At 57.3% G+C, this 21708-nt stretch carries 19 protein-coding genes and 1 pseudogene; 18 read left to right on the top strand and 2 right to left on the bottom strand.

The annotated features are described in order from the left end of the window. Window positions 1-78 precede the first annotated feature (78 nt). From BAY1663_RS09815 to BAY1663_RS09770, 13 genes are all read left to right on the top strand, one after another. Window positions 79-1818, top strand: a complete 1740-nt coding sequence (locus BAY1663_RS09815) for a carbamoyltransferase (protein WP_037040038.1) — start codon at window positions 79-81, stop codon at window positions 1816-1818. A gap of 79 nt (window positions 1819-1897) precedes the next feature. Next, complete coding sequence (locus BAY1663_RS09810) at window positions 1898-2998, top strand: hypothetical protein (RefSeq protein ID WP_037040036.1); 1101 nt, start codon at window positions 1898-1900, stop codon at window positions 2996-2998. 5 nt (window positions 2999-3003) lie between these two features. Continuing rightward, complete coding sequence (gene pseB / locus BAY1663_RS09805) at window positions 3004-4002, top strand: UDP-N-acetylglucosamine 4,6-dehydratase (inverting) (protein WP_037040066.1); 999 nt, start codon at window positions 3004-3006, stop codon at window positions 4000-4002. A gap of 4 nt (window positions 4003-4006) precedes the next feature. Next, window positions 4007-5167: a UDP-4-amino-4,6-dideoxy-N-acetyl-beta-L-altrosamine transaminase gene (gene pseC / locus BAY1663_RS09800; RefSeq protein WP_037040034.1), complete on the top strand. Its 1161-nt coding sequence runs from the start codon at window positions 4007-4009 to the stop codon at window positions 5165-5167. A 154-nt stretch (window positions 5168-5321) separates the two neighbouring features. Next, the gene (locus BAY1663_RS23600) at window positions 5322-5798 is read left to right on the top strand and encodes an SGNH/GDSL hydrolase family protein (RefSeq protein ID WP_128576189.1); all 477 of its coding nucleotides are present in this window, start codon (window positions 5322-5324) and stop codon (window positions 5796-5798) included. Between the two features lie 199 nt (window positions 5799-5997). Beyond that, entirely contained in the window at window positions 5998-7797 is a 1800-nt protein-coding gene (locus BAY1663_RS23595; RefSeq protein ID WP_128576187.1) for a cytidylyltransferase domain-containing protein, read from the top strand. Between the two features lie 26 nt (window positions 7798-7823). Next, on the top strand, window positions 7824-8624 hold the full coding sequence (gene pseG, locus BAY1663_RS09795; protein ID WP_371257604.1) for a UDP-2,4-diacetamido-2,4,6-trideoxy-beta-L-altropyranose hydrolase: 801 nt from the start codon (window positions 7824-7826) through the stop codon (window positions 8622-8624). After that, window positions 8591-8941, top strand: a complete 351-nt coding sequence (locus BAY1663_RS25905) for a glycosyltransferase (RefSeq protein WP_371257603.1) — start codon at window positions 8591-8593, stop codon at window positions 8939-8941. Before pseG ends, BAY1663_RS25905 begins: the two co-directional genes overlap by 34 nt. Window positions 8942-8975: 34 nt before the next feature. Continuing rightward, window positions 8976-9458 carry a UDP-4-amino-4,6-dideoxy-N-acetyl-beta-L-altrosamine N-acetyltransferase gene (gene pseH, locus BAY1663_RS09790; protein WP_037040064.1) on the top strand — a complete coding sequence of 161 codons (483 nt, stop codon included), beginning with the start codon at window positions 8976-8978 and terminating at the stop codon, window positions 9456-9458. 11 nt (window positions 9459-9469) lie between these two features. Next, window positions 9470-10525 (top strand): pseudaminic acid synthase, encoded by a 1056-nt coding sequence (gene pseI / locus BAY1663_RS09785; protein WP_037040031.1) that lies wholly within the window; start codon window positions 9470-9472, stop codon window positions 10523-10525. A 149-nt stretch (window positions 10526-10674) separates the two neighbouring features. Then, complete coding sequence (locus BAY1663_RS09780) at window positions 10675-11646, top strand: glycosyltransferase (RefSeq protein ID WP_037040028.1); 972 nt, start codon at window positions 10675-10677, stop codon at window positions 11644-11646. A gap of 1 nt (window position 11647) precedes the next feature. After that, window positions 11648-12448, top strand: a complete 801-nt coding sequence (locus BAY1663_RS23590) for a polysaccharide pyruvyl transferase family protein (protein ID WP_037040025.1) — start codon at window positions 11648-11650, stop codon at window positions 12446-12448. 9 nt (window positions 12449-12457) lie between these two features. Beyond that, entirely contained in the window at window positions 12458-13630 is a 1173-nt protein-coding gene (locus BAY1663_RS09770; protein WP_037040022.1) for a hypothetical protein, read from the top strand. Here BAY1663_RS09770 and BAY1663_RS23585 read toward each other — a convergent pair. Then, complete coding sequence (locus BAY1663_RS23585) at window positions 13609-14217, bottom strand: lipopolysaccharide kinase InaA family protein (RefSeq protein WP_125871914.1); 609 nt, start codon at window positions 14215-14217, stop codon at window positions 13609-13611. The genes BAY1663_RS09770 and BAY1663_RS23585 overlap by 22 nt on opposite strands. 33 nt (window positions 14218-14250) lie before the next feature. Here BAY1663_RS23585 and msbA point away from each other — a divergent pair, with 33 nt between their 5' ends. The 5 genes and pseudogenes from msbA to hldE all read left to right on the top strand — a co-directional run bounded on the left by msbA (window position 14251) and on the right by hldE (window position 20600). Then, window positions 14251-16050, top strand: coding sequence for a lipid A export permease/ATP-binding protein MsbA (gene msbA, locus BAY1663_RS09765; RefSeq protein WP_037040020.1), 1800 nt, complete (start codon window positions 14251-14253; stop codon window positions 16048-16050). A 24-nt stretch (window positions 16051-16074) separates the two neighbouring features. Continuing rightward, window positions 16075-16754 (top strand): annotated as a pseudogene (locus BAY1663_RS09760) (lipopolysaccharide kinase InaA family protein). Beyond that, window positions 16751-17650: a GNAT family N-acetyltransferase gene (locus BAY1663_RS09755; protein ID WP_037040018.1), complete on the top strand. Its 900-nt coding sequence runs from the start codon at window positions 16751-16753 to the stop codon at window positions 17648-17650. The pseudogene BAY1663_RS09760 and the gene BAY1663_RS09755 overlap by 4 nt, the downstream one beginning before the upstream one ends. Window positions 17651-17660: 10 nt before the next feature. After that, on the top strand, window positions 17661-19091 hold the full coding sequence (locus tag BAY1663_RS09750; protein WP_037040013.1) for a PIG-L deacetylase family protein: 1431 nt from the start codon (window positions 17661-17663) through the stop codon (window positions 19089-19091). Between the two features lie 87 nt (window positions 19092-19178). Next, window positions 19179-20600: a bifunctional D-glycero-beta-D-manno-heptose-7-phosphate kinase/D-glycero-beta-D-manno-heptose 1-phosphate adenylyltransferase HldE gene (hldE, locus tag BAY1663_RS09745; protein ID WP_037040011.1), complete on the top strand. Its 1422-nt coding sequence runs from the start codon at window positions 19179-19181 to the stop codon at window positions 20598-20600. Between the two features lie 155 nt (window positions 20601-20755). Here the strand turns inward: hldE and BAY1663_RS09740 are convergent, their stop codons facing one another. Continuing rightward, on the bottom strand, window positions 20756-21643 hold the full coding sequence (locus tag BAY1663_RS09740; protein ID WP_037040007.1) for a hypothetical protein: 888 nt from the start codon (window positions 21641-21643) through the stop codon (window positions 20756-20758). Window positions 21644-21708 lie beyond the last annotated feature (65 nt).

The raw sequence follows: 21708 nt of genomic DNA, 5'->3' as shown, positions 1-21708 counted from the left end.
CCATGGGGCAGGACAATAACCGCTGTTGCTTGAAGCTTGTTGCTTGAAGCTTGTAGCTGCTTTCAAGAGGCATTACCCGTGGCATTGACGATTCTCGGCCTTTCCGGCTCCCTCAGTCATGATCCCTCCGCCGCTTTGTACATCGACGGCAAGCTGATCGCCGCTGTCGAAGAAGAGCGCTTCGTGCGCGACAAGCATGCCAAGAACCGTATGCCCTACGAGTCGGCCAAGTTCTGCCTGGAACAGGCCGGCATCAAGCCGTCCGACGTCGACGTGGTGGCGATTCCCTTCGCGCCGATCAGCATCTTCGAGAAGGCCCGCTGGCATTACGCCAAGCGCTACTGGTACGCACCGGATCGTGCACTCGATGCCATCCTCATGGGCAATCGCCGCTACCACCGCTACAAGAAGCGCATCCAGTGGTGCCTGCAGCAACTCGGCTTCGACGTGAAAAAAGTGAAGATCGAAGCGGTCGAGCACCACCTGGCCCATGCCTCCAGTGCTTATCACTGCTCCGGTTTCACCGAGAAGACCGCCATCCTCGGTATCGACGGCAAGGGCGAGTACGCCACCACCTTCTTCGGCTGGGGCGAGAATGGCAAGATCCACAAGATCAAGGAGTTTTACGATCCGGACTCGCTCGGCGGCCTGTATGGCGCGATCACCGAATACCTCGGCTTCGAGATGCTCGACGGCGAGTTCAAGGTCATGGGCATGGCGCCCTACGGCGATGCGGCCAAGTACGACTTCTCGCGCCTGGCCAAGTTCGAGAATGGTGAGCTGATCATCAACACCGACTACGCCAATGTCATTGGCTTTCGCCGCTACAAGGAAAAGGGCAAGGGCTACTATTTCTCGCCCAAGCTGATCGAATGGCTGGGGCCCAAGCGCGAAGGCGATATCGCCGACGATCCCTACATCCACTACGCCGCCAGCATGCAGGCGCTGTTCGAGAAGCTGGCGCTGGAAATGATGGACTACTACCTGGGCGACATCATCCGCGAGACCGGCAAGATTGCCTTCGCCGGTGGTTGCGCGTTGAACGTCAAGCTCAACCAGAAGATCATCGCCCGCCCCGAAGTCAAGGAACTGTTCGTCCAGCCGGCCTCGGGCGATGCCGGTACCGCCGTCGGCGCAGCAGCCTACGTGTCGGTGCAACGCGGCGTGCCGGTGGAGAAGATGGAACACGTCTATCTTGGGCCGGCCTTCAGTAACGAGGACGTCATCGCCGCCTGTGCACGCCATCCGAGCAAACCGGTTTGGCAGAAGATCGAAAACGTCCCCGAGTACATCGCGAAAATCATGGTCGACGGCAACCCGGTCGCCTGGTTCCAGGGGCGCATGGAGTTCGGCCCGCGTGCCCTCGGCGGGCGCTCCATCATCGGCTGCCCGAGCGTGCCGGGCGTGGCCGACCGCATCAACGAGCAGATCAAGTTCCGCGAACGCTGGCGCCCGTTCTGCCCGTCGATGCTCGACACCGTGGCACCGCAGATGCTCAAGGTCGATCATCCGAGCCCGTTCATGACCTTCACCTTCGAGGTCAACGAGGGCTGGAAGGAGCGCGTCGGCGAAGTCGTCCACGAAGACGGCACCTCCCGCGCCCAGGTCCTCGAGCGCCGCCACAACCCGCGCTGGTACGACCTGATGGTCGAGCTGGAAAAATTGACCGGCAATGGCGTGTCGCTGAACACCTCGCTCAACCGCCGTGGCGAACCGATGATCTGTTCGCCCACTGATGCCTTGAACATGTTCTATGGGTCGGATCTGCAGTATCTGATCATGGAGGATGTGTTGGTGGTGAAGGAAGGCAAGGATTGATATGGCCCGCAATAGACGAATGGGGGCGTTTGGCACCTGTCGGCTTCCGCTATTTTGAGATGCATCAGGGACAGGTGAGATGAGCCGTATCGTTTATTTCTCAAAGATGTTCCAGGCCGTTCCTCACCTGGCGCAGGTAGCTGCATTGCTGCCTGGCACCTTTGTTTCCAGTCGCCGCTCTACGTTGATGGCTGCACGCAAGCTTTACCCTCAGCTTGAGCAGGCTCGCTATTCGAGGTGGCTGGGGCGGCTGGCAGTGGGTAACCGGATATTGAACGACGCCGATGTGATCGTTACTGGCTCGCCTTATCGCAGTTTCCTGAAGCCCTACGCGGCAAAGAAGTGTACGGTTTTTCATGGCACCTACATGCTGCTGAGCAAGGATGCATTGCTCAGCAATGCACATTTCGATCTGCTCTGTGTAATTGGGCCGCGCATGCAGCAGATGATCGACCGATTTGCCGATCAGGTTCAGGTCAATACCGCTGCGACAGGATTTCTCCCTTTTTGCGAGTTTCCCGAACAGTCTCTGGCGCAGCGTGAATCAGTGCTGGTTGGTCTGGGTTTGGCAGCGGACCGGCAAACCATACTTTTTACACCGAGTCGGCGTGGCGTTGGTTCGTGGGATCTGCTGGCAGAAAGCCTGGTGCAGAAAATCCCTTCGCATTTCAATCTCATCTTGCGCCCCCATCCCAGCCAGGCGCTGACCTCGCGCGCCAAGGATCGCGATAGCTTTCGGCGAGTGGCTGCCTTGGCTCAGCGGCGCCCGCATACGCTGCTGGATCTGACATCCTATCCTCTCTCAGCACTGTTATCCGTGGCCGATTTGGTGGTGTCAGATGCCAACTCTCCGGCCGAGGAGTCTCTGTTCTACGATGTGCCGCAACTGTTAATCGAGACTCCCCAGTTTTCGCGGGACGTAATGGCCCAAATGGGACGTGATGAGGGGATGCACCCTGACGACATGGCCCAGCTGTTGACGCTTTACGAGTGTGGGCCCTCGGTATTTGTAAAAGAAGAAGGGGTGGATCTTTCCGTCCCTATCGAAAGAGCTTTGCTGGAGCGAGACGATCGTGCGCAGCGGCGGCAGGATTATTTTTCCTGGGTTTTTGGCAAGCGGGATCGTTTGGCCAACCAACGGGTCGCCGAAGCTATATCCACCAGTTTTCTTGTTAGGTGAACAGTATGTTGAGAGATAAGGTTATCCTTGTTACCGGTGGCACCGGCTCGTTTGGCAACACCTTCGTGCCGATGACTCTGGCCAAGTACAACCCAAAGAAAATCATCATCTTTTCCCGTGACGAGATGAAACAGTGGGACATGGCCAAGAAGTTCGAGGGCGACAAGCGCGTGCGCTTCTTCATTGGCGATGTGCGTGACAAGGATCGCCTCTACCGAGCCTTGGATGGGGTCGATTATGTAGTGCATGCCGCCGCCACCAAAATCGTGCCGACCGCCGAATACAACCCCTTTGAGTGCGTCAAGACCAACGTTGACGGTGCCATGAACCTGATCGATGCCTGTATCGACAAGGGCGTCAAGGGCGTGGTTGCGCTGTCCACCGACAAGGCCAGCAGTCCGATCAACCTGTATGGCGCCACCAAACTGGCTTCTGACAAGCTGTTCGTCGCTGGCAACTCATATTCCGGCGAGCATGGTACCCGCTTTTCCGTGGTGCGCTATGGCAACGTCATGGGGTCGCGCGGTTCGGTGATTCCGTTCTTCATGTCCATCAAGGCCAAGGGCGTACTGCCGATCACTGACGAGCGTATGACTCGCTTCATGATTTCCTTGGAGGAGGGTGTGGAACTGGTCTGGCACGCCTTCGAAGACATGGAAGGTGGCGAGATCTATGTGAAGAAGATTCCGTCGATGAAGGTCACCGACCTGGCCCGCGTCGTTGCCCCCGAGGCTCGCCAGGAGATCATCGGTATCCGTCCCGGTGAGAAGCTGCACGAGCAGATGATCAGTGCCGAGGATGCTTACTACACCTACGAGTATCCCGAGCATTTCAAGATCCTGCCGACCATTCACGGCTGGGCCACCTGTCCGAAGCGCATCAAGGACGGCAAGAAGGTCCCGGAAGGCTTCGTCTATGCCAGCGACAACAACAGCGAGTGGATGAGCGACAGCGAATTGCAGGCCTGGATCGACGCCAATCGCGAAAAGATCGGGAGCATTTAAACCGATGATTCCCTACGGCCGTCAGGACATTACCCAGACCGATATCGACGCGGTGGTGGGTGTGCTGCAATCGGATTTTCTCACCCAGGGACCAATGGTGCCGCGCTTCGAGAATGCCGTGGCGCAGCATGTCGGCGCCCGTCATGCGCTGGCAGTGAACAGTGCCACCTCGGCATTGCATATCGCCTGCCTGGCACTGGATTTGGGGCCGGGGGATTGGCTATGGACAACACCGATCACTTTCGTTGCCTCGGCCAACTGCGGCCTTTACTGTGGCGCTCAGGTCGGCTTCGTCGATATCGATCCGCGCACCTACAACCTCTGCCCCCAAGCCCTGGCGCATAAGTTGGAGAAGGCCGAGCGCGACGGCAAGCTGCCCAAGGTAGTGGTCGCCGTGCATCTATGTGGGCAGCCCTGCGATATGCAGGCAATCCACGAATTGGCCCAGCGCTACGGCTTCAAGATCATCGAGGATGCTTCGCATGCTATCGGAGGCAAATACCGCGGCGAATTCATCGGCAACTGCCGCTATAGCGACATCACGGTGTTCAGCTTCCATCCGGTAAAAATCATCACCACTGCCGAAGGCGGGATGGCGCTGACCAACGATGCGGGACTGGCCGGCAAGATGGCGCTGCTACGCAGCCATGGGATTACTCGCGATCCGGCCCAGATGACTCATGAGGCCGATGGGCCCTGGTATTACCAGCAGATCGATCTCGGCTTCAACTACCGCATGACGGAGCTGCAGGCCGCTCTGGGTGTTACCCAGGTGGAGCGTCTGGACCACTATGTTGCACGCCGCCATCAGTTGGCCCGGCGTTATGACGAACTGCTGGCCGGTTTGCCGGTCACCACGCCCTGGCAGCATCCGGACAGCTACTCCGGCCTGCACCTTTACGTTATCCGCCTGCAGCTGGAAAAGATCGACAAGACTCATCGCCAGGTATTCGAGTCGCTGCGGGAGCAGGACGTTGGCGTCAACCTGCACTACATCCCGGTGCATACACAGCCGTACTACCAGCGCATGGGCTTTCAGAGTGGTGATTTCCCTGAGGCCGAATGCTATTACGCTGAGGCCATTAGCCTACCGATGTTCCAAACGCTGACTGAAAATCAGCAAGATGAAGTCACTAACGTATTAAGCGGGGCGTTGGGTGGCTAGAATATGGGATAAATTTATTCCGACTTCAGTATCTTGGGGCATACGTATAGGAATAGGTGTCGGCTAAGGAATTGCCAAGATGAGCGCTTCTCACCTGAAAAGGCAATTTTAATAAAATAGCTATGAATTAGTTGGTCAGCCTGAGGAGGCTGTTATGGGGAAGGGGCCTAGATTTATATTAATTGTTGGTGACTCCCTTTCTGCAAAACGCGGTGATGGAATACCGTGGGATCGTCGTTGGCCACAAATTTTTTCTGAGAAATGTGGCGCTGATTTTGTTGTTTCGAATAAATCACGTCGTGCAGCTACGTCGAAAGCTTTGCGTAATCAAGAGTTGGGTGGGGTTGACCTTGTTATCATTCAGTTGGGTATCGTGGATTGCGTGCTAAGATACTTTGCCAAGCTAGAGAGTTCATTGATTGCAAGGGTTTTTCGTGGACTAAGATTTAAAGTTATCGATTATTTTAAATTAAGAAGAGCGCAGGACCGGATTAGGGCTTACGTTAGCTCGGATGAATGTCGGCGGAACTTTGAGCTTTTCCTTGGTCGGGTTGGCTGTGCTGTTGTTGTAAAAATACTGGAGCCGGGAAAAAATTTGCTAGGATCAACCCTGGCGCAGGGAATCTATTAGTGAGTACAACTCAATAGTAGATAATGTTGCGAGAAAGCATGATGGCGTAAAGTGGTGAGCGTTCCTTTAGAATTGATTGATGCGCTAACCCTAGAAGATGGATATCCTCTTAATGAGGAGGGTCATGTGTATATGGCCCAGCTTTTGGTGGATGCGCTTAATTTTAACAGTTTATAACTTCTAGGTTAGGTGGCGCGAAATGAATTTGACCGAGCGGCCCTATCTTCTATGTGAAGTGGCTAATGTGCATGGTGGTGACGCTTCATGTGTGGAGAGTATTATCCGTGAGTTTGGTCAGCTTCCTTATGAACGGAAGGGGATAAAATTTCAAATTTTTAAAAGTGATCGTATAGCACTGCCTGATTTTGAATGGTTTTCGGTTTATGAAAAACTTTATTTTGATCGCGAGCGTTGGGGGGCTTTCATTCGGCAGGCTAGTTCGTTTGGTGGTGTTTGGATAGATGTGTTTGATACTTATGGCGTAGAAGTGTTTTCTGAGAATTTGAGTTTTGTCGAGGGGTTAAAACTTCAAGCTTCAATCCTTCAGAATCATGAGGTTTTTGACGCCTTAAGTAGGGTTGACCTATCGGGCAAAAAGTTGATTATTAATGTTTCTGGCTTCGACATAGATCAAATTTCGTCGTTTGTTGATAGGTTTAAGTTTATTTGTTGTAGTATTATTTTGCAGATAGGATATCAATCTTATCCTACTGGGATATCTGATACGGGCTTGCAGAAGATTCCGGTATTGAGAGCAGCATTTCCAAGCTTAGATATCTGTATCGCAGATCATGCCGATGCGGAAACAGATTTTTCATTACGGGCTCCTATATATGGCGTTCTTCTTGGTTGTGGCTATATAGAAAAGCACATGTGCCTTTCTCGTAAAGTATCGCCATATGATAAGTACTCCGCGCTTGAGCCTTCACAAATGAAGGCCTTGTGTGAGGCGATAAACGATCTGCAAGTAGCGGCAACAGGGAGGTTTGTCCAAGATGCGGAGCACGAATATTTAAGGAAGTCGATACAGATTCCGGTGTTGAAGCGTGAGGTACGGGCAGGCTCGTTGCTGAGTCCGCTGGATTTTTTATACAGGCGTACTTCAAGAGTTGGGATTAGTGCTTCTGCTATAGAAAAAACCCAAGCTGCAAGATATGTACTTGCTAGATCAAAGGAGAAAGATTCGACCATAGTTGAGCAAGACTATCGGCCTGCTCGGGTCGCAGCCATTGTTGCCTGTCGTATGAAATCGAGTCGCCTTCCAAAGAAAGCAATATTGCCCATAGCTGGCATGCCATCCGTAGAACGATGTTTGGAACAGTGCTTCGGGGTGGCTGGAGTAGATAAGGTAATTTTGGCTACTTCCGATCTTTCTTCTGACGATGAACTGGTACTTTATACTCTGGGTGGGCGAGCCGACTTATGGCGTGGTCACCCGGATGACGTTATCGGGCGCTATCTTGGTGCGTGTGAAAAATTTGAAGTGGATGTGGTTGTTCGAATAACCGCAGACTGCCCGCTTGTAGTGCCTGAAATTTTAGAATATCTGCTTGCTCGGCATTTTGAGAGTGGTGCTGACTATACGGCTGCTCGGAACTGCGCTGTAGGGAGTTCAGGTGAGATCATCAATGTGGATTCCTTGCGGCGTGTTGCTGAATATTTTGGTGTGGCTAAGCACTCGGAATATATGACATGGTATTTTCAGAATAATCAGGATGTATTCAAGGTTAATTTAGTTGATTTGCCTGAAGATTATATTCGGTCGTACAGGATGACTCTTGATTATCCTGAGGATATGAAGTTTTTTGAGGGCTTTTATAAAAAGTGTAATGATGTGGGTGGGGTTAAGCGTGCGGCGGAAATATTTAAGGTTCTTGATGAGAATCCGGAAGTTACATCAATTAACTCTCATCTGACATTGAAATACAGGGCTGATAGATCTTTAATTGATATGTTGGATTCGGAAACGCGAATGCAATCTGTGGGCAAGTCGGAGTAATTTGTTCCAGAAGAGGACGATTCGCTTTGGTTGTTATATATTTTCGCGTCGATGCGTCAATTGAGATGGGTACCGGCCATGTGATGCGTTGTCTGACCCTGGCCGATGCGCTCGTTGCCCGCGGTGCGACATGCGCGTTCATCTGCCGCGCGCACCCAGGCAACCTGCTGGACCTGATCCGCAGTAAGGGCCATGTCGCCCACGCTCTGCCGGTAACGTCGGCGTCTGTAGGAGCGAGCTCGCTTGCGATCACTGCCGTCGGCGATGAATCGGTCCCCGTCCACAGCCATTGGCTCGGCGCCACCCAGACCGAAGATGCTGAGGCCTGCGCGCCCATTCTTGCCGAGCCGCAACCCGACTGGTTGATCGTCGATCACTACGCACTGGATGCCCGCTGGGAGTTGCTCCTCAGACCACATTGCCGACGGCTGATGGTCATCGACGACCTGGCTGACAGGGCTCATGCATGCGACCTGCTGCTCGATCAGACCTTTGGCCGCACTGTGGAGGATTATCGAGCATGGCTGCCCAACGATTGCCAAGTGCTCTGCGGCTCGCAATACGCGTTACTGCGCCCCGAATTCGCAGCGCTGCGCTCCTATAGTCTGCAGCGCCGTGCCGAGCCCCGGGTGCGTCAGCTGTTGATCAGTATGGGCGGGGTCGACAAGGACAACGCCACCGGGAAGGTGCTGGAAGCATTGCGCATCTCTTCGCTCCCGACAGGCTGTCAGATCACCGTAGTCATGGGGGCTGGCGCGCTTGGCTGTCCGAAGTCACCGGCCAGGCGCAGAGCATGCCTTGGAAGACCCGGGTTCTCGTCGGTGTGAGCGATATGGCCCGGCTGATGGCCGATAGCGATTTGGCGATTGGTGCGGCAGGTGCTACTTCTTGGGAACGCTGTTGCCTGGGGCTGCCGACGATCATGTTGGTGCTAGCCGACAATCAACGGCAGGTCGCTCAAGGCCTAGAAAAAGCAGGAGCCGCATTGGTCGTCCAGCAAGCGCAGCACATTGCCGAATTTCTGCCGAGCCTTCTCTCGGCTCTGGTTGCGCGCCCCGCATCCCTCTTAGCCATGAGCCTGTCCGCTAGCAGCATTATCGATGGGCAGGGTGTGGCTATCATCAGTCAGCTAATGGAGTCTTGACGTGGCCCTATCTCCTCAACAGTGGGTGCGTCCAATGACCGCTGCCGATCTCGAAAGAGTACTGGTCTGGCGTAATAATCTGGAAATTCGCCGCTACATGTATACCCAGCATATGATTTCGCTGGAAGAGCACGTTCGCTGGTTCGAAAAAGCCTCGCAGGACCCCAAGTGTCATCTACTGATGTTCGAAAGTAATGCCATACCGCTCGGTTTCATTAATATCCACCAGATTGCCCCCGGAGGAATAGCCGACTGGGGTTTCTATGCCGCCCCTGATGCGCCTAAGGGTACCGGGCGTCAACTGGGGATAGCCGCACTACGCTATGCCTTCACGGAGGCTGCAGTGCACAAACTCTGTGGCCAGGCGCTGATCTACAACGAACGCTCCATCCGTCTCCATCAGAGCCTGGGTTTCCAGCAGGAAGGCATCCTGCGCCAGCAGCATTTCGATGGGCTTAACTACCACGACGTAATGTGTTTTGGCCTGATTGTCAGCGAATGGCAGGCGAATCTCTAAGAGAAAAGACCATGACGAGCATTCCCAGTATCAACATTGCCGGTCGCCGTATTGCAAACGATGCGCCGCCCTACATTATCGCCGAACTTTCAGCTAATCATAATGGCAGGTTGGAAACTGCATTGAAGATCCTTGAGGCGGCGAAGAAGGCTGGTGCCGATGCGATCAAACTGCAGACCTATACTGCCGATACCATCACCCTGAACTGCGATTCCGAGGAGTTCCAGATTCACGGTGGTCTGTGGGATGGAAAGACCCTCTATCAGCTTTATCAAGAAGCCCACATGCCATGGGAGTGGCATGAGCCGTTGTTCAACCGTGCTCGCCAGTTGGGCATCACCATCTTCAGTTCGCCCTTCGACAATACTGCCGTTGACCTACTGGAAGATCTCGACGCTCCGGCCTACAAGATCGCTTCCTTCGAAGCCGTCGACCTGCCGCTGATCCGTTATGTGGCTGGTACCGGCAAGCCGATGATCATCTCCACCGGCATGGCTGACGCCGAGGAAATCCAGGAAGCTGTAGAGGCGGCCCGCGACGGCGGCTGCAAGGAGTTGGCTATTCTCCACTGCGTCAGTGGCTATCCAGCGCCGGCCGAAGACTACAACCTGCGTACCATCCCCGACATGATGCAACGTTTTGGTTTGGTTACCGGTCTATCAGACCATACGTTGGACAATACCACCGCTCTCGCCAGCGTGGCGCTTGGCGCTTCTGTCATCGAGAAACACTTCACTCTCGACCGCAACGGCGGTGGTCCCGATGACAGCTTTTCGCTGGAGCCAGCAGAGCTCGCTGCGCTGTGCCGTGACAGCAAGACTGCGTGGGCTGCGCTAGGTAAGGTGGATTATGGGCGTAAGTCGAGCGAACAGGGAAACTTGAAATTTCGACGGTCATTGTATTTTGTAAAGAACTTGCGTGCCGGCGATAGGCTCGAGCACGATGCTGTAAGGAGTGTTCGTCCCGGCTATGGCGTGGCTCCCAAGCTGCTTGACCAGTTGTTGGGTAAAATTTTACAGCAGGATGTCAAGGCCAATACGCCGGTCAGGCTGGATTTATTGAAGTGATGGTTTATGTATCTAGATGTATGAGCAATATGAAGTGTCAGTGATATCTGAAGTATAGAGGTTGAGCGATGTTTCTCGAGGCTCGTACGTTATTATGTAACTTGGTACAAGAGCGTTTTGCGCATTAGGTTTCTGGAGATGGAAAGTTTGTGAAAGTTTTGATGCTTGTGATGGATGAACAGCGCATCAATCTCGATCACCTGTATGACTCAATTCGCCTGGCTCTTGGTGATTGCGACCTCATACGCTTGAGTAAGTCGCAGCAAAAGAAAATAGGATGGGTGCTTCGCCAGCACAACAGTTCGACCTATGACCGTGTAGTGGTTTTCTCCCGCTTGAAGCGCCTGCGACGTCAGGTAGATGTGCTGCGGTGCGTTCCTGGACTAGTATTTCTGGAACATGACGCCTGCCAGAACTACATGCCAGGAAGCAAATACTATCGCCTTTATTCTCTCTTTTATCGAAAGTTGCCTTGGGCAAGGGTCCTTAGCTCTGGTGCGGGGGTTGCTAGACGCCTGCGAAGCGAAGGTGTGGATGCACGTTTCGTTTCTAAAGGCTACGACGAGCAATTGGTGCTGGACAAAGGCGCTGAGCGCGATATTGCGGCGGCTTTCCTCGGTAGCGTGAATGGCCACTCCTATGAGGGGCGCAGGAAGATGCTGGAGTCTATCGCCGCAAGGAGCGAACTGTTGATAACGCGTACCGACTCAGGCCAGCGGTATGTGGAGTTGCTCAATCGTATCCGTATCTTCGTCAGTGCCGATGTCGGTATGGGCGAGTATATGGTTAAGAATTTCGAGGCCATGGCTTGCGGTTGTGCGCTGCTTGCCTGGAGTCAGGGTGAGGAAGAGGATGCCGCTATGGGCTTTAAGGATGGCGAAAATGTCATGCTCTATCGCTCTGTCGAGGAGGGAATAGCGAAGCTTGAACGCCTCAAGGAGGACTCCGCTCTTGTGGAACGCATCGCCAGAGCGGGACAGGAGTTTGCCCGCCAGCGCTATACCTTCGCTCGGGTCGGACGAGATCTGGCACGAGAAATTGTCGAGCCCATGCGGCCATGGCCAGGATTGACCTTCTGGCAGCGAGCCTGGGTGCGCATTCGATATGGATTGAGAATCTAGAATGACAATTAAACTTTATTGGTGTCGTGGCAAGGGGCGTAGCGATCCTAGCCAGCAAAATTTTGGTGATTATCTGTCTCCGCTGCTGGTTGAAATGCTGGCGGGCAAGCCGGTGGTTTATGCTCCGATAAATCGGGCAGAAATGATGGCTATCGGCTCAATCCTGCCGAGAGAACGTAAGGCCAAGCGCTTTTTCTTACCGCATCGCTTGCATATCTGGGGGGCGGGCACGGATGCGCCAGGGCTGAGTTTCTCCGCGCGACACCATTATCATGCGCTACGGGGTGTCAAAAGCTGCGAGCAGGTAGTTGGTTTGCGTGGCAGTCCAGCCCTGGGAGATCCGGGATTGCTGGCCAGTCACTGGTGGGATGGCAAGGCCAAGCCGGCCAAGACTCACAAGGTAGGCATCATTCCGCATTATGTCGATCGCCAGCATCCCGCCATAATTGCTGCATCGAAGCAGCCTGGAGTGTTGCTAATTGATGTTTTCTGGCCGGTGGAGGAAGTGCTACGTTCGATACAGGCTTGTGATTTCGTGCTCTCTTCAAGCATGCACGGACTGATCGTGGCGGATGCATTTGAGGTGCCCAATCGACGTCTGCGTCTGTCGAGCGGGCTGATTTCTGATTTCAAATTCGTTGACTACTACTCGGCCTTCTCGCTGAACGAGCCCGAGCCTTTGTGCTCCTCTGCACTTGAGCGTCTTGGGCGAGAGGATGTGGCTGAGTTGATTGGCGAGTATGAGCGTCCGGGATTATCTGACTTGCAGGCTGGCCTGTTGCGCTCTTTTCCTTGTTTTTGAGGTTTTCCAATGACGTGGTTTGGCAAGGAGTGGCTGCGCTACGGTCCTTGGTTGTTCGCCGCACTGTTTGGATTGTTCTGCCTGGCGTTCTATCTGCCGCTGTCTTCCAAGACAATCAATAATATCTTCTATGCAGGCTTGGCCTTACCTTGCCTTGGGTGGTTGCTATTGCGGCCGGCCGCCTTGACCGTGCTGGTTCGCCCTTTTGGCTGGCTGGTGATTCTGCTGGTGGCATTAGTTGCGTTGGATGCGGGGGATGCGGCCGGGCTGAAGAAAGCGCTGTACCTACTGCTTTTTTGCGCCAGCTGCCTGCTGTTGCAGGACCGCCGTTGGGATGTGAAGGCGGTGTACGATCTATGCGCCTGGATCAGTTTGGGTATTCTCGTGTTCATTGCCCTCGACTGGCTATGGATCTGGTTACAGACCGGAAAATTGGTGCGCTATGGCCGCTTTCTTGGCGAGCCTATTAACCCGGTGCATTTCTCATTGCTGATCAGCAATGCACTGATTTTCCTCTGGCTTTTTCGGGTGGCGGATGGGCTTGAACGGCGCTCACCGCTGACCCTGGCGGCAGGGTTGTTGTTGCTGGGTGGTGCCATTCTGTTGTGCGCCACGATATTTCAATCCCGCTCGACAGTGGCAGGCTTCGTCTTGTTCTTTTTGGGTTATTTGCTGTATCGGCGCATGTTTCTACTAGGGCTGGCGGTGCTGCTGTTGCTGGGGGGGCTGTTGTATGGCTTGGGCGGTGATGAGCTGCTGCTGCGTCGTGGCTTCAGTTATCGCTTGGACATCTGGCAGGATGCTGGGTCGCGCCTAGTCAATCAATGTGGCATCTGGCTCGGCTGTGGTGCCGATGAGTATCGATTCTTGGGTCGGTTCGAACATCCACATAGTGGCTACTTCGCCATGCTCTACCGCAATGGCCTATTAGGTGGCGTGTTGTTCAGCCTGTTTGCATTGCTGTGGCTAAATTACGCATGGCGTGCCCGCTCGCGTTGGCTATTGCTGGCACTGCTTGGCTGGGGCAGTTTGCTGACAACCAGTAATGGTGTGTTGACTTCGCCGCAACCGTTATGGATTTATTTCTGGCTGCCTGTGTTTATGGCTGTGCTGGATGGTCAGCGCAGCGCGGTACAGGAATATCTTCAGTCACGCCGTACTCAGCGCCCGGCGCAGAGTTGATAGTGCGCGATCAGGCTGTCGATGGGGAAATCCGTCAACTTGCGCCGGCTCAGATAATGTTTCAGATGCTGGAAGTTGCGCTGCACCAGCCAGGGGCTGAGTGGCCGGCGTTTACATTGCAAATCCAGGATATCGATCAAGCCGTGGCCGCCATCGGGTAACAGCAAGATATTGCCCAAGTGGAGGGAGCGAAAATAGATGCCGCTACGATGAAGTTGATAAATAAAACTGGCAAGCGAGGGCAGTAGCTGTTCTGCATGTTGTGGGGCTTGAAGATACAGCTGTTCGATGGATTGCCCGGGAAGCGGCCGATAGAGGCAGGCACTGAGTCCTGCTTGGCGATTCAACCAGAGCTGCTCCAGTACCTCAGGGACTGGTACGCCGGCTAAGCGTAGACGCTCGGCATTGCAGGCGAAACGTGTAGCTGCGGGACGCAAACGTGCTAACCAAGGTTGCCGCCGGGTATGAAAAATCTTCAAAAACAGCCCATTCTCCAGTGCGACTACCTTTGGCCCCCGGGCATCTTTCTCCAGCACCTTGCCGCTGGCCAGCCAGCTTTCCAATTCCCGCGCTGTTACAATCCGCATCTTGTTCCTCTAGCCATTTCATGGGGCCGCCGCATGGCCAATTCTACCCAGCAATCCAGTGTGAAAGTGTATTTACGGTTGCTGCGTTACGTCATTCCCTACTGGGGCCTGTTTGCCATCAGCCTGCTTGGCTTCCTGATCTTCGCCTCTACACAACCGATGCTCGGTTACATCCTCAAATTTTTCGTTGATGGGCTGAACAACCCGGACGCCAGTTTTTTCGCGCAGGTTCCTTATCTTCAAGACCAGGCCTGGTTGGCGGAGCTGAAGCTGCTGCAGGCGGTGCCGCTGCTGATCGTGCTCATCGCCCTGATGCAGGGCATCGGCTCGTTTCTCGGCAACTATTTTCTGGCCAGGGTCTCACTAGGTTTGGTGCATGACCTGCGTGTCGCGCTGTTCAACAACATGCTGACACTGCCCAATCGCTACTTCGACAGCCACAACTCCGGCCACCTGATTTCGCGCATCACCTACAACGTGACGATGGTGACGGGGGCGGCCACCGATGCGATCAAGGTGGTGGTGCGCGAAGGGATGACAGTGATCTTCCTGTTCGCCACGTTGCTTTGGATGAATTGGAAGCTGACCATGGTGATGGTGGCAATCCTGCCGGTCATAGGGGTGATGGTGACCAGCGCCAGCAAGAAGTTCCGCAAGCAGAGCAAGAAGATCCAAGTCGCGATGGGCGATGTCACTCATGTCGCCTCCGAGACCATTCAGGGCTATCGGGTGGTGCGCAGCTTTGGCGGCGAGGCTTACGAGCAGGCTCGCTTTCTCGACGCCAGTCTGGACAATACCGGTAAGCAGTTGCGTATGGTCAAGACCAACGCGGTCTATACGCCGACGCTGCAACTGGTGATCTATAGCGCCATGGCCGTGCTGATGTTCCTGGTGCTGTTCATGCGTGGTGATGCGTCAGCCGGCGATCTGGTGGCGTACATCACATTGGCGGGGCTGCTACCCAAGCCGATCAGGCAGCTTTCGGAGGTGAGTTCCACGATCCAGAAAGGCGTTTCTGGGGCCGAGAGCATCTTCGAACAACTGGATGAGGCGCCCGAGATCGACAGCGGGACGCTTGAGCGTGAGCGCGTTGCCGGGCGCCTGGAAATCAACGATCTGAGCTTCGTTTACCCCGGTACCGACAAGCAGGTGCTGCACAATATCAGCTTCACCGCCGAGCCAGGCCAGATGGTAGCGTTGGTCGGGCGCTCGGGCTCGGGCAAGTCGACCCTGGCCAACCTCATTCCGCGTTTCTACCACCATGATCGGGGGCAGATATTGCTGGATGGCGCGGAGATCGAAGACTACAGGCTGCGCAATCTACGCCGGCATATCGCACTGGTCACTCAACAGGTCACGTTGTTCAACGATACGGTCGCCAACAACATCGCCTATGGCGATCTGGCAGGCGCGCCGATCGAGGATATCCGCCGGGCAGCCCAGGCAGCCTATGCCGACGAGTTCATCGAGCAAATGCCACAGGGTTACCAGACCCAGGTCGGTGAGAATGGCGTGCTGCTTTCCGGCGGCCAGCGTCAGCGTCTGGCGATCGCCCGCGCGCTGTTGAAGGATGCGCCGGTGCTGATCCTGGACGAGGCGACCTCGGCGCTGGATACCGAATCCGAACGGCATATCCAGGGCGCTCTGGATCATGTGATGGCGGGCCGCACCACGCTGGTCATCGCTCATCGTCTGAGCACCATCGAGAAGGCTGATCTCATCCTGGTCATGGAGCAGGGGCGCATCGTCGAACGCGGTACGCATGCCGAATTGCTCGCAGCCAATGGTGCCTACGCCAAATTGCACGAAACGCAGTTCAAGGATGAGCCCTGAGCTCACGAAATGGAGAGTACCGTCATGAGCCGGGAGAAAGAACTCGAACGCTGGCTTGCCGTTCCGGGCGAATGGGTCGAGCCGCCGAATGAGCGGCGGGGTGGGCTCAGCGGTGTTCAACGCATATACGGCCACGATGGCCAGCTACTCTATCGCAAACAGCAGACCGGCCATGTCTACCGTAGTCTGAGTAGACCCTTGGGCTATCCCACCGTGATGCGTGAGCAGGATGCGCTGATGCACTGTCGACGGCTGGGGGTGCCGGTGCCTGCTCTGGTCTTTGCCGGCTGCCGTAAGCGGGAGGGCGTCTGGCAGGCGGTCTTGCTCACGGAGGGGCTTGAAGGCTTTGAAAGTCTGGAGGATTGCTATCGGCGAAAGGCCGAACAGTGTTGGGGGAGGTACTGCATCTGCAGATTATTCGCGAAGTCGGCCGGGTGATCGGGCTCTTGAACGCAGCATGCCGCCAGCATGGCTGCCTTTATCTGAAGCACGTTTTCGTCAACGTCAGTGAGGGAGCCTTCCAGGTTGCGCTGATAGATCTGGAAAAGAGCCGTATCCGCCTGAGCCGGTTCCAGGCTGCACGTCATGATCTGAGTCAGATCGCTCGTCGCTCCGGCTGGAAGAGTGAACGCTGGGTGGCCTTTATCGAGGGATATCGTCAAAGTTTCGCACGACCCTTACCTCGCTTCAGGGGGCGCGAATGACATTGCATCCATGGCGTGCCTGGCGCGAACGCGGTTGGCAGCTTATCGATGCGACCACCTATCGGCAGGTGTGGCAACGTTTCGGCGGCAGCGTGGCGACCCATCCTGATGTGATCGAGCGGCTGGCCGGGCTGGCGCAAATTCCGGTGCGATACCTGGGGTGGGAGCAAAATGGCGGGCTGGTCGCAGCGGTGCCGTGCTGGGGGCGGCATCTGGCCCTGTCCAAGGAAGTGCTGAAGAAGCGTGGCAAGCGCGGACTGTTCGACCTGGGCAATGCCGAGATTATCCTGCCGCTGGCCGAGGAGGCCCGCGTGCCGGTACGCCAGCGTCTGCGCTATGTTTCCGAGCTCAATGCCGGGCGCATCGTCACTCTGCGCAAGCAGCCCGAGGGCCTGGCACTGGCGCGCCAGCCTGAGGATTATTCGAAGAAATTCCGCTACAACCTGCGTCGCGAGCAGCGTCTGTTCGAAGAGGCGGGCGGCGAGGTGCGTCCGCTGGCGGAGCTCACCCCCGTCGAGCTGGCCGCCATCTATACCGACCTGTTCGAGCGCCGCTGGGGCTTCGAGGTGCCAGGCAAGTCCCACCTGGCCGAGGTCTTCGGCCTGTTGCAGGATTTCCTGCGTGGCTCGCTGCTGATGCTGGACGGTTTTCCCGTGGCCGTTCAGGTGCTGTACAGGGTCGAGTCGTTAGACTGGATCAGCTACGAGTACATCAATGGTGGTGTCGACCCCCGCACCCATCATTTCAGCCCCGGCAGCGTTCTCAGCTTCATCAATACCCAGGCTGCCTGGGCGGATGCGCGGAGCCTGGGCAAGCCCCTGCGTTATTCCTTCGGCCGAGCCGATTGCGAATACAAGGACCGCTGGTGCCATCGTGTGCCGGTATACCAGTCATGACTAGGCTCCTATGTCCAATCGCAAGCAAGAGTTGTTGAGGCGTCACCGCCGTAACAAGCGTCTAGTGCTTTCTCTCGCTGTCCTTGTCATGGCGGCGTTCTTAGACAACAGTGTCGTCAATATCGGCCCCTGGTGGGTGGCGCCCTTGCTGGCGCTGGCATTCTGGCTGATCCACGAGGCCTGGTTCGCCGATCACTTGTTCTATTCACCCGCGGAATCCTATGAGTACGCCTTCCCGCCGGGGACTCCCTGCCTGCCGATTGAAATCGTGGCGGGCGTGCCGAGGCCTGCGACCGGGACTGCTCTGCCTGCCGGCAGTGAAACCCTGATCCTGAAGGTGAGGGTGCGCAGCACCTGGCTTGGTTGTTTGTTCGATCCGCGCATCCACATCGACGGGCCGGATCTGGCTGACCGGCAGGATTTCGAACGGCGCTGCAGTGGCTGGCGTTACCTGAACCTTTCTGGCTGCGAAGCTGCACTGAACGCCGGGGCGATCCGGCTGCGAGGACGTTTCCTGCGTATGGCGCCAGAGGCAGAACTCTATTGCTTCAGCAATCCGGACTATGCACAGCGTCGGGCGATGGTCATCGCCCCCCATGCCGACGATGCGGAGCTCGCGGCGTTCGGTTTCTACAGTCGCTGCCGTGAGGTTTCCATCGTGACGCTCACCCAAGGAGAGATCGAGGCCAGGTACTACCGCAGATTGGGGCTCGACAAGGAGGGTGCCGCCCGTTTGAAAGGTCGCCTGCGCGCCTGGAACAGCCTGGCCGTACCCTTGTGGGGTGGCGTGCATGGACACGACTGCCTGCAGCTCGGTTACTACTGCCTGCGCCTGGCGGAAATGCGGGCCAGCCCGGATCAGGCTTTCGGTTCGCTGGAGTCGGGGGAGCGGGATATCCGCAATGTACGCCGGCTCAATGAGCGCCCCTTGCCGGGCGATCGCGACGGTGCTTCCAGCTGGAAGAACCTGATTGCCGATCTGGTCTGCCTGCTGGAACACTACCGCCCGGAGGTATTGCTGGTCCCCCATCCCGAGCTCGATCCCCACGCGGACCATGTGCATGCGACGATCGCCGTCGATGAAGCCATCGGCTGCTCCAATTGGAAGCCGGCCGTCCAGCTCCTCTACGCTAACCATCTGTATGACAACGATCGCTGGCCCATGGGGCCGGCCGATCATGGCGTTGCACTCCCGCCCGTGTTCGGTACGTTGCCGTCGCATGCTCTCTGGAGCCCGCAGCTTTCGCCGGAAACCTGCCTGGACAAAGCCATGGCGCTGGCCATGCAGCATGATCTGCAGGTTCCCTTGCCTTTGAAGAAGCGCATCCGCCGGCATATCCAGCGCATTCTGATTGGCCGCCGCTGGCCTACCACGGGCAACGATGAATTCTTCCGCAAGGCCGTGCGTCGGCACGAGCTGTTCTGGGTGCGCAAGCTGTAGCCGTAGTTGGCCGTGTGTCCCTGCTGCCTGGCGCTCGGCTCTCGCATGTTATGATCGCTGCCGTTTCTCTTCCTCTCCGGAGCCTCCATGAAGCTGTCCATGCCCCGTTTCGACCAAGCCCCCGTTCTGGTGGTGGGCGATGTCATGCTCGATCGCTACTGGCATGGCGGTACGTCACGGATTTCGCCGGAGGCGCCGGTGCCGGTGGTCAAGGTCGAGCAGATCGAGGATCGTCCCGGTGGCGCGGCCAACGTGGCGTTGAACATCGCCGCGCTGGGCGCTCCCGCTTCGTTGGTGGGGGTGGCTGGTGAGGATGAGGCGCGCCAGAGCCTGGCCGACAGCCTCGCTGCGGCGGGTGTGCGGGCACATTTCCAGTGCCTCGAGCACCAGCCGACCATCGTCAAGCTACGGGTGATGAGCCGTCATCAGCAACTGCTGCGCATGGATTTCGAAGAGCCATTCGATACCGATCCGGATGCCTTGCTCGCTGAGGTGGAAAGCCTGCTGGCCGGGGTCAAGGTGCTGGTGCTGTCCGACTATGGCAAGGGGGCGCTGAAGAATCACCAGGCACTGATCCAGGCGGCTCGCCGCCGTGGCATTCCGGTGCTGGCCGATCCCAAGGGCAAGGATTTCGAGATTTACCGTGGTGCTTCGCTGATCACACCCAACCTTGGCGAATTCGAGGCGATCGTCGGGCATTGTACCGACGAGGCCGAGCTGGCGACCAAGGGCGCCGAGCTGATGCGCCAGCTGGAGCTGGGCGCATTGCTGGTGACCCGCGGTGAGCATGGCATGACCCTGCTGCGCCCCGAGCATGCACCGCTGCACCTGCCGGCGCGGGCGCGCGAGGTCTTCGACGTGACCGGTGCCGGCGACACGGTGATTTCCACGCTCGCCGCCTCCCTGGCCGCCGGCGAGGAACTGCCGCAGGCGGTGGCGCTGGCCAATCTGGCCGCCGGCATCGTGGTCGGCAAGCTCGGCACTGCCGCTATCAGCGCACCGGAGTTGCGCCGTGCGGTGCAGCGCGAGGAGGGCTCCGAGCGCGGCGTGATGACCGTCGAGCAGTTGCTGACCGTCGTCGAGGACGCCCGCGCGCAGGGCGAGAAGATCGTCTTCACCAACGGCTGCTTCGACATCCTGCATGCGGGGCACGTGACCTATCTCGAACAGGCGCGCGCCCAGGGCGATCGGCTGATCGTCGCGGTCAACGACGATGGCTCGGTCAGCCGCCTGAAGGGCCCGGGGCGACCGATCAATTCGGTGGATCGCCGCATGGCGGTGCTGGCCGGTTTGGAAGCGGTGGACTGGGTGGTGTGCTTCGCCGAGGACACGCCGGAAAACCTGTTGGCCCAGGTCCGTCCCGATGTGCTGGTCAAGGGCGGCGACTACGGCGTCGACCAGGTGGTCGGGGCCGAGCTGGTCAAGGCCTATGGCGGCGTGGTGAAGGTGCTGGGGCTGGTGGAGAACAGCTCGACCACGGCCATCGTCGAGAAGATCCGCAAGGCGTAGGACGGGGTTGCAACCCGCCGATGCGTGCAATGATCGCGCGGGTTTCACCGCCCTACGTGCTGTAGGAAGCCCGCCTGTGGGGCGATGCTTTCAAGCTTCTGGCTGGCCTGGTGCCGGCAATCGCCGCGGGGGCGCGCCTATCGGCGCCGCAGCTTTCAGCGCGCCAGGGCAACCGGCCGGGCAGCCCACCAGTCCCTCCAACGGACGCGTTCGTCACGTACTATCCAGCCGTCCTGCCGGGCGAAGCTTTCCGAGAGCCACAGCCCCCGCGTGCCCACCGGGCTGAACTGGCCGTTGCGCAGTTGCAGCAGCTGATCCTGGGGCTGCCCCTGATGCAGCGGGATCAGGTAGAGGTCCGGCCGGCTGCGCTCCAGGCGGGCCACCAGCCGGCCGTCCTCGAGGCGTTCGTCGACGTGGAACAGGCTCAGTTGGCGCGCTTCCTTCGGCAGTTCCAGGCGCATGTCGTAGACCAGTTGCAGCGAGGCGGTCGGCAGGTGTACATAGGCGCGCGGGCGCTCCATCAGCACCATGTTGCCGCAGTGCACCGGGCGCGTGGCGCCCGACTGCGAGGCGAGCTTGAAGTGCACCGCTTCGCGATACTGAAGGCTGCTTTCGTACGGCGTGGGCAGCCAGGTATCGCCGAAGCGCCCGGCGAGCCAGCCTTCCGGGGTTTCCAGCAGGCACTCCTCGGCGATTTCCTGGATGGCGGTGAGCAGCGGCAGGTTCAGCTCGTGTGCCGGGACGTAGCCGGAAATCAGCTTGAGCACCACGTCGCCCCGGTCCAGGCGCTGCTGGCGGACCAGGACCCAGAATTCGCGGCCCTGCCAGCTGAGGGTCAGGCGTACCGAGACGCCGAGGTTGGCCAGCTCGATGGCGAAATGACCGGGGGTGGGCACCTCCACCGGGCGGCGCCGCTCGATCACCTCGCTGAAGTTCAGGGGGCGGCCCAGGCTCTGGTAGCTCAGGCTGTCCGGGCTGGCTTCGACGTATAGTGGCAGGGTCTTGAATGCGGCAGGGCTCTTGCGCAGCAGAACTCTCGGCATCCGGCTCCTCCTTGCGTCGCTCGGCCGCTGGGCGGCATCGGGTGGTATCGCCCCCTGGGGCGGGA

The sequence above is a fragment of the Pseudomonas sp. BAY1663 genome (assembly GCF_000582595.1).
Taxonomy (GTDB): domain Bacteria; phylum Pseudomonadota; class Gammaproteobacteria; order Pseudomonadales; family Pseudomonadaceae; genus Stutzerimonas; species Stutzerimonas stutzeri_AF.
This window is presented reverse-complemented; position numbering and strand designations above follow the sequence as displayed.

Coding starts and splice junctions, on each gene's coding strand:
- BAY1663_RS09755 (WP_037040018.1), top strand. CDS start 16,751: ATGACATTGCATCCATGGCGTGCCTGGCGCGAACGCGGTTGGCAGCTT.
- BAY1663_RS09810 (WP_037040036.1), top strand. CDS start 1,898: ATGAGCCGTATCGTTTATTTCTCAAAGATGTTCCAGGCCGTTCCTCAC.
- BAY1663_RS23595 (WP_128576187.1), top strand. CDS start 5,998: ATGAATTTGACCGAGCGGCCCTATCTTCTATGTGAAGTGGCTAATGTG.
- BAY1663_RS23585 (WP_125871914.1), bottom strand. CDS start 14,217: ATGCGGATTGTAACAGCGCGGGAATTGGAAAGCTGGCTGGCCAGCGGC.
- msbA (WP_037040020.1), top strand. CDS start 14,251: ATGGCCAATTCTACCCAGCAATCCAGTGTGAAAGTGTATTTACGGTTG.
- pseB (WP_037040066.1), top strand. CDS start 3,004: ATGTTGAGAGATAAGGTTATCCTTGTTACCGGTGGCACCGGCTCGTTT.
- pseH (WP_037040064.1), top strand. CDS start 8,976: ATGACCGCTGCCGATCTCGAAAGAGTACTGGTCTGGCGTAATAATCTG.
- BAY1663_RS09770 (WP_037040022.1), top strand. CDS start 12,458: ATGACGTGGTTTGGCAAGGAGTGGCTGCGCTACGGTCCTTGGTTGTTC.
- BAY1663_RS25905 (WP_371257603.1), top strand. CDS start 8,591: ATGCCTTGGAAGACCCGGGTTCTCGTCGGTGTGAGCGATATGGCCCGG.
- BAY1663_RS23590 (WP_037040025.1), top strand. CDS start 11,648: ATGACAATTAAACTTTATTGGTGTCGTGGCAAGGGGCGTAGCGATCCT.
- BAY1663_RS09750 (WP_037040013.1), top strand. CDS start 17,661: ATGTCCAATCGCAAGCAAGAGTTGTTGAGGCGTCACCGCCGTAACAAG.
- hldE (WP_037040011.1), top strand. CDS start 19,179: ATGAAGCTGTCCATGCCCCGTTTCGACCAAGCCCCCGTTCTGGTGGTG.
- pseI (WP_037040031.1), top strand. CDS start 9,470: ATGACGAGCATTCCCAGTATCAACATTGCCGGTCGCCGTATTGCAAAC.
- BAY1663_RS09740 (WP_037040007.1), bottom strand. CDS start 21,643: ATGCCGAGAGTTCTGCTGCGCAAGAGCCCTGCCGCATTCAAGACCCTG.
- BAY1663_RS23600 (WP_128576189.1), top strand. CDS start 5,322: ATGGGGAAGGGGCCTAGATTTATATTAATTGTTGGTGACTCCCTTTCT.
- pseC (WP_037040034.1), top strand. CDS start 4,007: ATGATTCCCTACGGCCGTCAGGACATTACCCAGACCGATATCGACGCG.